Below are 13,522 nucleotides of genomic sequence, written 5' to 3'. Positions count from 1 at the left end.
CAAGGAGGAGTTGTTCATGACGGCTGCGGATACCAATATTTCCCAAGGTACGACAACGGCGGGTCTGCTCGACCGCGAGCGAATCATCGCCAAGCCGGGCTTCAACCGATGGCTCGTGCCGCCGGCGGCGCTGGCGATTCATCTCTGCATCGGCATGGCCTATGGCTTCAGCGTGTTCTGGCTGCCGCTCTCCAAGGCGCTCGGCACTTCGACTCCAGCCCCTGCAGAATGCGCCAGCCTCAATCTTCTGACCGCCCTGTTCACGACGAGTTGCGATTGGCGCGTCAGCGATCTCGGCTGGATCTATACGCTCTTCTTCGTGCTGCTCGGCTCTTCCGCCGCCATCTGGGGTGGGTGGCTCGAGAAGGTTGGGCCGCGCAAGGCCGGCGTGGTGGCTGCCTGCTGCTGGTGCGGCGGTATCCTGATCGCAGCGATCGGCGTCATCTTCCATCAGCTCTGGATCATGTGGATCGGTGCCGGCGTCATCGGCGGTATCGGTCTCGGTCTCGGCTATATCTCGCCGGTGTCGACACTGATCAAATGGTTTCCGGATCGGCGCGGCATGGCGACCGGCATGGCGATCATGGGTTTCGGCGGCGGCGCGATGATCGGGGCACCGCTTGCGAGCCTGCTGATGAACCACTTTCGCACCGATGGCTCGGTCGGCGTCTGGCAGACTTTCATCGTCATGGCGGCGATCTATTTCGTCTTCATGATGGGTGGCGCCTTCGGCTATCGCCTGCCGCCGGCCGGATGGCGTCCGGAAGGCTGGACGGCACCCGCCGCCAAGAGCTCGATGATCACCACGAAGCATGTGCATCTTCGCGACGCCCATAAAACCCCGCAGTTCTGGCTGATCTGGGCGGTTCTTTGCCTCAACGTCTCGGCCGGTATCGGCGTCATCGGCATGGCCTCGCCCATGCTCCAGGAGATCTTCGGCGGCGCATTGATCGGCCTGCCGGATGTGAAATTTGCCGACCTCAGCAAGGATCAGATTGCCACCGTTGCGGCAATCGCCGCCGGCTTTGCCGGGCTGCTGTCGCTCTTCAACATCGGCGGCCGCTTCTTCTGGGCATCGCTCTCCGACAAGATCGGCCGCAAGAACACCTACTATTGCTTCTTCGTCATCGGCATTGTGCTCTATGTCCTGGCTCCCTGGGCGGCAGGCATCCACAGCAAGGTACTGTTCGTCGGCGCGCTCTGTATTATCCTCTCGATGTATGGCGGCGGCTTCGCCACGGTCCCCGCCTATCTCGCCGATATCTTCGGTACGCAGTTCGTCGGCGCGATCCATGGCCGGCTGCTGACGGCCTGGGCGACGGCCGGCATCATCGGTCCTGTCGTGGTCAACTATATCCGCGAGGCACAGAAGGCGGCCGGCGTGGAAGGCGCCCAGCTCTATACCTTCACCATGTATATCCTCGCCGGCATGCTGGCCCTGGGCCTGATCGCCAATTCGCTGGTGAGACCGCTTGCCGACAAGTGGTTCATGTCGGACGCAGAGGTGGCGGCGCTGCAGGCAAAGACCGCCGCCGCCAATGCCGGCCCCACCGGCTCTTTCGACATCGGCACGGGCGGTTTCGATGGCAAGGCGCTGATCGCCTGGGCGATCGTCGGCATTCCACTGCTCTGGGGCGTATGGGTGACGATCAAGAGCACCTACGCATTGTTTGGCTAAACGATCCTCTGCAAGACGACGAGGCCGCCCCGAAGTTCGGGACGGCCTTCTGCTTTTCAGCAAGTTTGGCGGTCAGGCTGCGCGCCGCATCACCATATCGCGGATCATCGAGTCGGCCAGGCGGAATTGCGCAAGCAGCGTGTGCAGCGTGTCCGCTTCGTTTGCGAGCCTGAGACTTGCGGCGGTGCTCTCTTCGACCATCGCAGCGTTCTGCTGAGTGGTCTGGTCCAGCGAATTGATCGCCGAATTGATTTCCCGAAGGCCAATCGTCTGTTCCTTCGAAGCCTTCACGATGGCGGCAACGTTGGTGTTGATATCGGCGACCTGGGTAACGATCTCTTCGAGTGCCTTGCCTGTCTGACCGACCAGGCCGACACCATTCTTGACGTGCTGGCTCGATGTCATGATCAGCGCCTTGATTTCCTTGGCGGCGCTGGCCGAACGCTGAGCGAGTTCGCGCACTTCCTGTGCGACGACAGCAAAGCCCTTGCCGGCCTCGCCAGCGCGTGCAGCCTCGACACCGGCATTCAGCGCCAGCAGATTGGTCTGGAAAGCGATGTCGTCGATGACGCCGATAATGTTGGTGATCTCGCGCGAGGATTTCTCGATCTGATCCATAGCGGCGACGGCGTTGCGGACCACCGTGCCGGATTCTTCGGCGCCGCGTTTGGTTTCGGCAACGAGACGCCCGGCTTCTTCTGCGCGCTGGCTGGAATCGGCGACCGTAGTGGTGATCTCTTCCAGGGCTGCGGCCGTCTCTTCCACTGAGGCAGCCTGCTGCTCGGTGCGCCTTGAGAAAGCCTCGGCCGAATCGCCGAGCTCGCGCGAGCCGGCAGCAATGGCGCTGGCATTGTGGCCGACGGTGGTCAGCGTCTCGGAAAGCCTCTCGATCGTTGCGTTGAAATCGTGACGAAGTTGCTCCATGGACGGCACGAAGGACCGCTCCAGCGTCTTCGTCAGGTCGCCTTCCGACAGGCTGCGGAGTGCGCCGGCAAGCTCGCTGATGGCGCTCATGCGCGAGGTGACATCGGTCGCGAATTTCACGACCTTGTAGACCCTGCCGTCGGCGTCGACGATAGGGTTATAGGCCGCCTGGATCCAGATTTCCTTGCCGCCTTTGCCGTAGCGGACGAATTCGTTGGCGATGAACTCGCCCTGCGCCAGGCGCTGCCAGAAGCGCTTGTATTCCTCGGTGCGGGCATAGGCCGGATCGCAGAAAATACTGTGATGCTTGCCGACGATTTCGCTGAGCGCATAGCCCATGGCGCTGCAGAAGTTCTCGTTAGCGGTCAGGATTTCACCGGTCGGCAGGAATTCGATGACGGCCTGCGAGCGCGAGAGTGCCTGAAGCTTGCCGGCATCATCAATCGCCTTCTTCTTGGCCTCCGTGACGTCGGTGGCGAATTTTACGACCTTCACCGGTTTTCCGTTGCGGAAGACGGGGTTGTAGGAGGCCTGTATCCAGATTTCACGATTGTCCTTGCCGAGCCGCTTGTAGGTGCCGGCATCATATTCGCCGCGGCCGAGACGCGCCCAGAAATCATGATAGGCAGGGGTTGTGACATAGGAGGAATCACAGAACATCCGATGATGATTGCCGACGATTTCCTTCAGCTCATAGCCCAGCGCGCGACAGAAATTCTCGTTTGCCGTCAGTATCTTACCTTGGAGATCAAATTCAATGATGGCTTGCGATTTGGAAACGGCGGAAAGAATGCGGCTGGCATCGGATGATAGACTGAACATTCCTATTCCCTCTTAGAAAAGCTCGCCTTTGTCGGGCGTCGATTAATGGCTTCGAAGCGGGCGGCCGCGCTCGTCGGCACGCCGAAAGACGACGTTCCGCAAGGGATGGTCGGAATGTAGAGATTGTATTTTCTTTCCTCGCTTCACAATCGATGATGGAGTTGCCTCCTTTAATTTTGAGTAAAAATTAGCTCATTAGAAATTATAATTTAAATAAAACATAACTAACTAAAATTATGCGATAATAAAAAACCGCCGCAAGAGAGCGACGGTTTCTTAAAAAGGACTATGCGGCGAAGTTAAGCGGCAAGTTCGTCTGTTTCGTTTTCCTTGAACATCTTGGCGAGGTTCAGGAAGCAGATCATTCCGTTCTCCGTGGCGATGATGCCTTCGCAATAGGCGCGATCGAAGGAGGCGGTCACTTCCGGCACCGGTTGCACCTGGCTGGAGGCGATCGTCAGGATGTCGGAGACGCGGTCGACCAGCATGCCGATCACCATGTTATGGACTTCGGCAACGACAATGGCGCTGCGCTCATTGGCAACCGTGCTCTGCATGCCGAGCTTGTAGGCGAGGTCGATGATCGGGATCACCGAACCGCGCAGGTTCATGACGCCGATGACATCGGCGGGCGCGTGCGGGATCGGCGTCGACGGCGCCCAGCCGCGGATTTCGCGGATCGTGGTGGTCTTGACGCAGAATTCCTGATCATGCAGCCGGAAGGCAATGATCTCCAGAGTATCGCCGCTGAAGCTGGTGGAATTGATCGTGGCCATGAACGTTCTTCCCATTGAACCCGTGACGCCGATGCGGCGCGTTATTGGCACGATAGAGGAAGAAGATTGCTTAAACCTAAACCTATACAAGCGGTTTCGATAGTATTGGCTGGCAGAACACAATGCTGGAAGTATGGAGGTTGTAGAGGGAGACTGATCACCCGCCCTCGTGGTTCGAGACGGCCCTTTGGGCCTCCTCACCATGAGGGCTCCCTTACTCCGGATTGCAACTCATTCCACCCTCATCCTGAGCTTGTCGAAGGACGAGGGTGGCCCCGGTAAGGACTGTTTCGCCCACGGCGAAGCGTATTCGATTCCTCTGCCGGCCAGATAGCGCCTCAGGCGGCCCGGGTCGGTCGATCGAAGATGCGCCGGCCGAAGAGGCTTGCGGCCATTTCCACCAGCACGCGGGCGCTCTTGCCACGATCATCGAGGAACGGGTTGAGCTCGACGAGATCGAGCGACGAGACGAGATTGCTGTCGGAGAGCATCTCCATGATGAGATGCGCTTCCCGATAGGTCGCGCCGCCCGGCACCGTGGTTCCGACGCCCGGCGCGATATCCGGATCGAGGAAATCGACATCGAAGCTGACATGCAGCAGGCCGTTGGCTTCGCTGACGGTATCGAGCACCTTGCGCATGATGGCGGCGACACCCTGCTCGTCGAGGGAGCGCATGTCGAAGACGTTGACGCCGTGTTCGCGGATTTCCTCGCGCTCGTGCGGATCGACGGAGCGGATGCCGACCTGGAAGACTTTGTTCGGGTCGACCAATGGCCGGCCGGCCGGCAGAACGCCTTCGATCTCGGCTTCGCCGCAGAAGAATGCGACGGGCATGCCATGAATATTGCCTGACGGCGAGGTGGCGGGCGAATTGAAATCGGAGTGAGCGTCGAGCCAGAGCACAAAGAGCGGACGGCCGACCTCCGCCGCATGGCGGGCCATGCCGGAGACGCTGCCCATGGAGAGACTGTGATCGCCGCCGAGGATCAGCGGGAAGCCGCCAGACGATGCGACATCATAGACCTTCGCTTCCAGCGCACGCGTGAAAGCGCCGACAATCTTCAGATTGTGAGCGTGGGGATGGTCCGGAAGATCCGCTGCCGGAACAGGATGCAAGTCGCCGCTATCCGTGACGCGATGGCCAAGTTCGGTCAGTGTGGTTTCGATGCCGGCGATGCGAAGCGCCGTCGGACCCATGCCGGCGCCGCGGCGGCCGGACCCTTCTTCCAGGGGAACGCCGATCAGGGTAACGGGAGTGGATTGCGTATTCATCGGCATTGCTCCGAGGGTTAGAGCTCTTCCGGAAGAGCCAGCAGCGGCTTTGCCGGGACGGCAGGAAAAATGGGATAGACCAGTTCGGAGAATCCATGAAGAGCCGAACCGGTCTGAATTATGTTGGCGCGCATTATCGATTGTCTGGATGACAGCAAAAAGATGGAAAATTGTCCAAAATCGACTGGGTTTCGACAGATTGATCAATCCGATTGCGCAGAATGACAAGCACGTGGACGATCTTAATGCGATCTCGCCTTGTTCGACGTGATGCTTCGTATTTCGAGGCTTCAGCCCTTCGACGGGCTCAGGAGCCTACACGTCTCAGCACGAGGGTTAATCTCTTGAGCGCTCCTCAAAATTCTCTCCGCCTCACCCTGAGGTGCTTTGACCGTCGAGCGTCAGCGAGAGCGGCAAGGCCTCGAAGGCGAGGTGGCCGCTGTTGGCTTCGACAGAAAGTTGGCTGATCTCGTTAATATTCATGTTCGTAGACGATGCCGGCTTCGCCGGCACCGTCCGAGCCTGCCGCGCCGCGCAGTTTTACGCCGCGGCCGACATTCAGGTTGATGATCGCCTTGGTGTTGTTGGAGGCGCCCTGCTGCAGTTCGATATAGGTGCGCTTGTTCAAATACTTGCCGGCGCCGACCTGCGCCTGGCCGTTCGCATCCGTGGAGATGTCGAGATCGTCGACGCCCAGATGGCTGCGTAGGCCTTCGAAGAGCGAGGTGGAGCGTCCGCCGGCCAGCTGGCTTGCCGCATCGGCGAGCTGGGCGATCTGCATCGCCGAAAGCTTCGACATGGACTGGCCGAAGATCAGCTGCGCCAGCACCTCATCCTGCGGCAGGGCCGGTGAAGACGAGAAGCCGATCTGTGGGTCGGTCGCGAGGCCGGTGACATCGACCGTTATGGTGGTGGAGCCTGCCGTCGACGTCGCTTCCATGTTGAGCGCCGGCGTCAGATCGCCACCGAAGGTGATCTTACTGGTATCGGTGAAATCCAGCCGACGGCTCAAGATGGTCAGACGCCCGCGCCGCATAGTGAAGCCGCCGGACACGATTGGTTCTGCTGCCGTGCCGCGCACCGTGATGTTGCCGCCGAGTTCGGCATCGATGCCGCGGCCGCGCACAAAAATCTGCGAGGGTGCCTCGAGTTGCAGATTGATGCCGAGCGTGGTCGATTTACTGCGCGGCGCCTCCGGCTTCTGATCCTTGAACTGGGCGTTGACCGCAGCCGGGGCATTCTTGTGCTTGATGTTGATCTCAGACAGCGAGGCGGGCAGCTTCTGCGGCACGGTGATCGATGCTTTGTTGATCCTAAGATTGCCCGTCAGCATCGGCGCGGTCATCAGCGGTCCCTTGATGCCGAGCGTGCCATTGACGGTTGCGGTAACGAGGGTTCCGTCGACATAGGTCGCATTGTTGAACTTCATCTGGATATCGGCGGGGAAGCCGCCATCCGGGGTAATGCCAACTGTGCCGCTGCCGGAAATGCTGCCGCCGCTCGTGAGATTGCCGCTCAGCCGCGAGATGACGGCCTGCCTGCCATCGAGAGTTACAGTGACGGCAAGGCCGTTGAGCGTCAGGTTTCGCCGAACATCGACCAGCTTGGCGCCGTCGGTGATAATCGAGCCGGTAATGGCAGGTGCCGCCGTCGTGCCGCCGATCTGCATGTCGATTTTCGCCGTACCCGTCATGACCAGGCCCTGGGCGGCCAGCTGGCCGGCAAGGGCGTCGAAAGGCACATTGCCGGAAAACTTCAGCGCCATCGCCTTGTTGCCGGCAATGGCGACGGTGCCGCCGCCATTCAACGCCAGGCCGCTCTGGCCGGTCAGGTTGGTGTTGATGGTGACGACATTATCGGCGAATTTGCCGTCGGCCTTGATGCCGAGCGGTGCGAGGCCGGCGGATTTCGTCTGGCTTGTTGCCGCCCCCGACCAGTTGGTCTGGAAGACAACGGCGGGCGAGGCGGCCTTGCCGGTGACCGCCACCGTGCCCGAAATCACGCCCTCCGCCGCAAGCGTCGGCGCAAAGACGTTGGCGAGGCTCGCCGGCAGATTGGCGATCTTCGCATTGATGTTCAGGGCCTGCCCGGCTGTGCCGTCGACGGTCACCGAACCGCCACCGGTCTGAAGGGTCAGGCCGTTCAGCGAGGCGATGCCGTCCCTGATGACGATCTTCGTCGGCGATGCGAGCTTCACCGGTATCGAGCGCGGTGCGCCTGCAAAAGAATCGAGATTGACCGTCGTCTGACCGCCGGCCGTCTCGACGCTACCGTGTGTCGTCAGCGGCGCGTTGTCATAGGCCGATTTCAGATCGAAATCCGTGCGGCTGCCCTGCTGGGTGAAGGTCAGGTTGAGATCGGCGATGCGGTTGGCGCCGGAGGCGATCGTATCGGCGCGGATGCTGCCATTGGCGGAGAAGACCTTGAGATCATCGACGACAAGCACCACGGCCGGCTTGCTGATGACGAGATCGTCGCGGCGGATGCCGCTGCCATTGGCATTGACCTTCAGGCCGATCTTGTCGTTGGCGCTGGCGATATCAAGCGAGCCCTTGAGGTCACCCTCGGCCTTCTGCCCGGCAAGGGCTGCCAGCAGGCTGAGATCCGGCAGGTCGAAGGTCAGTGCACCTGTCGGCTCGAAGCTCGGCGACAGATCTAGCTTGCCCTGCAGCTTGTTGGTTCCGATTTGGGCCGCCAGTGACGGGATGCTGGTGCGGCCGTCCTTTGAAACGGCATCGGCGGCGATGCGGATCGGCTTGCCGTCGATCGCTCCATTTGCCTGGATGTTTGCCTGCGGGGCCTTGGGATCGGCGGTACCGGTCAGGCTAATATCAAGCGTATCGAGCAGCCGTCCCGCCAGTTTGACGTTGACGGCCTTGACGGTCGCGTCGATGCCGAGCGCGCTCAGCGGCCCCTTGGCTTTGAGACCGATATCGGCCTGTCCCTGCGCATTCGGGACGAGCTTGGAAAGGTCGAGCACCTTGCCGGATAGATCCGATGTCAGCGATTGGTCGTTGAGCGCGACATTGCCGCTGATCTCCGCGACATTGGATTTCACCGCAAGATTGGAGAGCGTCAGCTTGGTCGGCACCGTGCCGGCGACCTGACCTTCCAGTGAGATCGTGCCTTCGAACTTGTCCGAGACACCATCCGGCAGCACGCCAGGCAGGGCAAAGAGCTTGAAATTGCCCGTCAGCGCCTTCGACGACAGCGTATATTTGCCGTTGACGGTGCCGCCGATGCTGGCGCTTTCCAATGTCGTATTGTTGAAGCCGATCGTATCGGGCGAGAGCTGCAGTGGCGCAGTCAACGCAATCGGCGCGCGGATGAGACGATTGAGGTCGGGGCTGACGAAAGCCGTCTGACCGACGACGAGGCGAAGCTGCAGCGGCCCGGACATGCTGGTGAGATTGAAGGCATCGCTTCGGGCGCTGAGATTGATCTGTCCGATGTTGCCCTGTGGCGTGCTGGCGCTGTCGAGCGCGGCTTTGGCATCGATCTTCACCGATTGGGCAGCACCCGTCAGCGCGATGTCGACCCGTGAAATCAGAGCGCGGGCCTCGCCGTTTTCCATAGGCCAGCGGAAATCGACGGGGCCGGAGGTGCCGATGAGATTGGCATTGAGGCTGTTGTTGCCGGCGGGATCGAGCGTGCCCGATGCGGCAAGCACGGCGCTGCCAGTGGCGAGATTGCCGGTCTGGATATCGATCTTGCCCTTGCCGTCGAAGGTTGCGGAGAGATCGATGGTGGTCTGGCCGGCAAAGAGCGCCCGCATGGTCGGCGGCAGGAGTGAATCGACATCGCCGCCGCCTTTGACGTCGATGTGGTGCAGGCCGTCGGCCGAGAGGCTGTGGTGGCCGGTGATGGCGACCGTCGGCTTACCGTCGAGCGCTGCCTGCAGCTTGCCGGCCCAGTTGGAAAGGGGGCCGTCGCCGGAAAGATCGATATTGACCGCCGGACCGCCCGGCAGATGCAGCAGCCCCGCCAGCATACCGTCGCGCGGCTCGGAGATCTGCGTCTTCAGTTTCAGCTTGTTGTCGGCCGGAGCAAAGGCGATATCGGCGGAAAGTTTGGCATCGGGCACATCGTGCCTGAAGGCATTGAGTGTCAGCCCCATACTGCTGCTGTTTGCCTTGACGCTGCCGTCGGCGGCGAGAATGAAGTCCTGCCCGGCAACGGCCTGTCCGATGCGAAGATCAGGCAGGGCGATGGCGCCGATATCGATGGCGATGGGCAGGGAGAAACCGCTGGAGCTTGCCGGCTGCGTTGCCGGTGCAGGGGCGACCGTCGAAACCGGCAGCCGTTCGAAATCGACGACATCGGCTTCGACGCGATCGGCATGGAAGGTGCCGGTCAGCAAGGATAGGGGAGACCAGTCGATGGCAAGGTTCTGCACCTTGGCATAGGGCCCTTTCGTGTCGGACACAGTGATCGAACCGACCCTCAGATTGCCGTTCAGCAGTCCTGAGGGCGCGGCGATGGCGATCGTGCGATCCGGCGTAGATGCGAGCTTTGCCACCTGATCGACGGCATAGCCTGTTGCAGAGGGTACCAGGCCGACGACGAGCACAGCCGCGATCACGAGCAAAAGGATTGCCACGACCGCATAGGCGATCCAGCGCACCAATTTCCCGAGAATTCGAATCAATATGCTCATGAAAGCGACAGTAGCCTCAATTTCGTAACTGTGTGCTGAAAGGCCTGCGACAACTCTGCGGTTTATCAGAAGGCCTGACCGATGCCGGCATAGATGCCATAAGATGTGCCATTGTCATATTTCTTCAACGGCACGGCGACATCGAGCCTGATCGGACCGAAGGGCGTAGCGTAGCGCAAGCCGACGCCGGCGCCAATGCGCAGATCGGACGCGTCGGGCAAGACGCTGTCGGTGACGCTACCCATATCGACGAAAGGTACGATACCGATCGTATCGGTGATCTTCACGCGGGCTTCGAAGGAGGCGGTCACATAGGAACGTCCGCCCGTTTCGTCCCCGTTGGAGTTGTAAGGCGAGATTTCCTGATAGCTGTAGCCGCGCACCGAGCCGCCGCCGCCGGCATAGAAACGCCGGGTGGCAGGAATGTCCTCAATGCTGTTTGCACCCAGCAGCGAGCCCGCGGCAAGCTTGCCGGCGAAGACCACGTTGTTGTTGGCGCCTATGCCCTTGTAACCGGTGATCGAGCCCTCGAAGGAGCTGAAAACCGTGCCGCCCATTGCCTCATAGCTCGGCTTGGCACTGATGGAAGCACGAAAGCCTTCGGTGGGATCCAGCTTGTTGTCGCGCGTGTCCCGGACGTACTCGAGCGGGATCGCGACCGTCAGGTAATTATGTTTTCCGAAAGCGTCGGTGGTATCGGATTCATAGGACACTTCGCCGCCAGCAGATACAGTGTCCTGATCGTTGATTTCATAGGCGAGGCCGCCGCTCGCCGTCACGGTGTTGGCGTCGTAGGCGTCCGGATGCAGGCTCTGCATCTTGAGGCCGGCCGTGAAGGTCGCTGAAGGATAGAAGGTAGCCGGCCGGACATAGGTAATGCCGGCGGTGTAGTCGAGCTGGCCGACATCCGTGGTCTCGCCGATGCGTGATACCGACCCTTCGATGCGCAGCGAATCCGCGCGTCCCGTCAGGTTGCGGTGTCCCCAATAGCCTTGCAGGCCGAAACCGTCGATGGTGGAATATTGCGCGCCGACACCGAAGAAGCGCTGCTTGCCCTCCGACACCTCGATGGTCGTCGGGATGCTGCCATCCGGCGCCAGCTTGTCGGCCTCGCGAATGGTGACGCTGGAAAAGACGCCGAGCTTCCTCAAGCGGTCCGATGCCTTCTTCAGCTCGTCGGGCGAGTAGGGCTTGCCTTCGTTGATGCGAGCATAGCGCTTGATGAAATCCGGATCGACCGATTTCTGGCCGGTAACGCCGACATTGCCGAAGGGAGCGACGGGGCCGCTTTCGACCTTCAACGAGACATCAACGGTATTGGTGGAATGATCGGCGACAACATCGCGCTTGTCGAGCTTGGCGAGCGGATGACCTTTGTTCTTGAAGTCGGCGACCATTTTGTCGCCCGCCTTCAGAATGGTCAGCGAGCCGGCATCGCCGCCGCGCACGAGGCCATAATCGGCCGGATTCAACCGCGCAGCGTCGCCGAGCAGGTTGATCTTGCCCAGTTTGAAGACAGGGCCGGGATCGACGCTGATCGTGACGGCAACAGGCTTGGCGCGGCTGAAGGTCGGCGTCGGCGGCAAGGCGTCGAGAGGCGTGCCGTTGATGGCGATCGTAACCACCCCGCCGTAACGGGCCTTTTCGTAAAGCGCTGCGATCAGCCGGTCACGATCGTCGCGCGCCTTCACGACGACACCAAGGTCGCCGGATACCGGCTTCTTTTCGTCGGAGATCAGCATCGAGCTATCGCTCAGTGCTTCCTTGAGGTCCTTGTCGAGATTGTCGGACTTGAAATCCACCGTGTAGCGGACGGGATCGGAAACCTGATCCGCCGTTTCGTCTTCACCCCAGAGCTTGATGCCGAAGAGTTTGAATGCAAAGGCATTTGGGGCGCACACCGGACCGAGCGCCAGGACTGCCGCAACCGCTGCCACGGTTCCTGCCTGCCGATACGCAATACTCTTTCTCGGTTCAGTTCTTTTATGCATACGCCGCTTTACGGTTACATGAGAACTTACTCAGTTTGACGTTTCCCGGGAGTTAACGCGCGGCCACCATAGAGGCAAAAGTCCCTCAGGTGTACCGTTTTGGAGTCAAAAACCGGGAAAAGATAACCTCTTGCGGGAAAAAAGCCTGCGTTTCACGGTGAGATTCCACTTGTTCTGTCGAGCTAAAAACGGCGTGTCGGAGCCATTCTTCGACAGCGAGAGCGACATCAAAGATCTTGCCGCCTGAATAAAAAATCCCGGGCTTGTGGCCCGGGACCTTCGAAATTCGATGAAAGACTGATCAATAGCCGCCGTAGCCGCCGCCATAACCACCGCGATAGCCGCCGCGCGGGCAATCATCGATGTAGCGACGTCCGTAACGATCGCGGTAGTAGCACTGGCCGGGCTGTTCCTGAACGCTGCCGATGACGGCGCCGGAGACGCCACCGATCGCTGCGCCGACTGCCGCGCCGCGGACGTTGCCGGTGACTGCGCCGCCGATGATCGCGCCGGATGCTGCGCCGATGCCAGCGCCCTGTTCTGTCGGCGTGCAGCTTGCGATAGACAAGCCGACCAATGCGAGCATAAGAACTTTCTTCATTTACTCTCTCCAACGTTAGTTAAGCCGAACCCCGGCCAACGTCGTCCCAATTCTTCAGCTCCACCACGATGGGCTGTCTTTACAGTCCTGCAATGATAGAAAATATCGTGCAAAATATGATTGTCTATTGGTGGACGTCAGTTTTTTTATTGCTGAATAAAGGCGGCCTTGCGCCTGGAGAGTAAAACAGTCCTTTGCGAGCATAAAATCAGCCTCCTCTCTAAAGTAGAGGTTGATTGGATTGCGAAAAAGTCAAATGATGCTCTTTGCCTCTGGAGGAGAGGCGAGGAGGAAAATATGGCAAAAGTGACTTTGACGGTGAATGGCCGTTCGGTCAGCGGCGAGTGCGAGGATCGCACGCTGCTTGTCCATTTCATCAGGGAAAAACTCGGCCTGACCGGAACCCATGTCGGCTGCGACACCAGCCAGTGCGGTGCCTGCGTCGTGCACATGGATGGCAAGTCGGTGAAGAGCTGTTCCATCCTGGCCGTTCAGGCTTCCGGCTCCAAGATCACAACCATCGAGGGTCTCGCCGCCAATGGCGAGCTGCATCCGGTTCAGGCCTCCTTCAAGGAGCATCATGGCCTGCAATGCGGCTTCTGCACGCCGGGCATGGTGATGGCATCGGTCGACATGATCAACCGTCATGGCGGCAAGCTGGACGAAAAGACCGTTCGCAGCGAGCTCGAAGGCAATATCTGTCGATGCACCGGCTATCACAACATCGTCAAGGCAGTGCTTGCGGCCAATGCCGAGATGAATGCCGCCAAACAGGCGGCTGAATAGAGTTTCACCGAGA

The 13,522-nt window shown here is 60.2% G+C and carries 8 protein-coding genes; 2 read left to right on the top strand and 6 right to left on the bottom strand.

All coding sequences use genetic code 11. The features are described 5' to 3' along the window. Positions 1 to 16: 16 nt before the first annotated feature. Positions 17 to 1,678 carry an OFA family MFS transporter gene (locus PH558_RS19500; RefSeq protein ID WP_285206091.1) on the top strand — a complete coding sequence of 554 codons (1,662 nt, stop codon included), beginning with the start codon at positions 17 to 19 and terminating at the stop codon, positions 1,676 to 1,678. Between the two features lie 72 nt (positions 1,679 to 1,750). Here PH558_RS19500 and PH558_RS19495 read toward each other — a convergent pair whose 3' ends face one another. The 6 genes from PH558_RS19495 to PH558_RS19470 all read right to left on the bottom strand — a co-directional run bounded on the left by PH558_RS19495 (position 1,751) and on the right by PH558_RS19470 (position 12,723). Beyond that, positions 1,751 to 3,424: a methyl-accepting chemotaxis protein gene (locus tag PH558_RS19495; protein ID WP_285206090.1), complete on the bottom strand. Its 1,674-nt coding sequence runs from the start codon at positions 3,422 to 3,424 to the stop codon at positions 1,751 to 1,753. A 299-nt stretch (positions 3,425 to 3,723) separates the two neighbouring features. Beyond that, entirely contained in the window at positions 3,724 to 4,200 is a 477-nt protein-coding gene (locus PH558_RS19490; protein WP_095436032.1) for a chemotaxis protein CheW, read from the bottom strand. Between the two features lie 338 nt (positions 4,201 to 4,538). Further along, complete coding sequence (gene rocF, locus PH558_RS19485; RefSeq protein WP_113409035.1) at positions 4,539 to 5,474, bottom strand: arginase; 936 nt, start codon at positions 5,472 to 5,474, stop codon at positions 4,539 to 4,541. A 472-nt stretch (positions 5,475 to 5,946) separates the two neighbouring features. Beyond that, positions 5,947 to 10,131: a translocation/assembly module TamB domain-containing protein gene (locus tag PH558_RS19480; protein ID WP_285206089.1), complete on the bottom strand. Its 4,185-nt coding sequence runs from the start codon at positions 10,129 to 10,131 to the stop codon at positions 5,947 to 5,949. A gap of 65 nt (positions 10,132 to 10,196) precedes the next feature. Next, on the bottom strand, positions 10,197 to 12,122 hold the full coding sequence (locus PH558_RS19475; protein ID WP_113409020.1) for an autotransporter assembly complex protein TamA: 1,926 nt from the start codon (positions 12,120 to 12,122) through the stop codon (positions 10,197 to 10,199). Between the two features lie 301 nt (positions 12,123 to 12,423). Further along, positions 12,424 to 12,723 (bottom strand): glycine zipper domain-containing protein, encoded by a 300-nt coding sequence (locus tag PH558_RS19470; protein ID WP_069612891.1) that lies wholly within the window; start codon positions 12,721 to 12,723, stop codon positions 12,424 to 12,426. A 297-nt stretch (positions 12,724 to 13,020) separates the two neighbouring features. On the opposite strand from PH558_RS19470, the gene PH558_RS19465 reads away from it, so the two are divergent. Next, a complete protein-coding gene (locus PH558_RS19465) occupies positions 13,021 to 13,509 on the top strand; it encodes a (2Fe-2S)-binding protein (protein WP_095436029.1) in 489 nt (162 codons plus the stop codon). Positions 13,510 to 13,522: the final 13 nt, after the last annotated feature.

This window comes from Rhizobium pantanalense (genome assembly GCF_030182525.1).
In the GTDB taxonomy this organism is placed as follows: domain Bacteria; phylum Pseudomonadota; class Alphaproteobacteria; order Rhizobiales; family Rhizobiaceae; genus Rhizobium.
The sequence above is the reverse complement of the archived record's forward strand: the minus strand, read 5'-3'. Positions and strand labels throughout refer to the sequence as shown.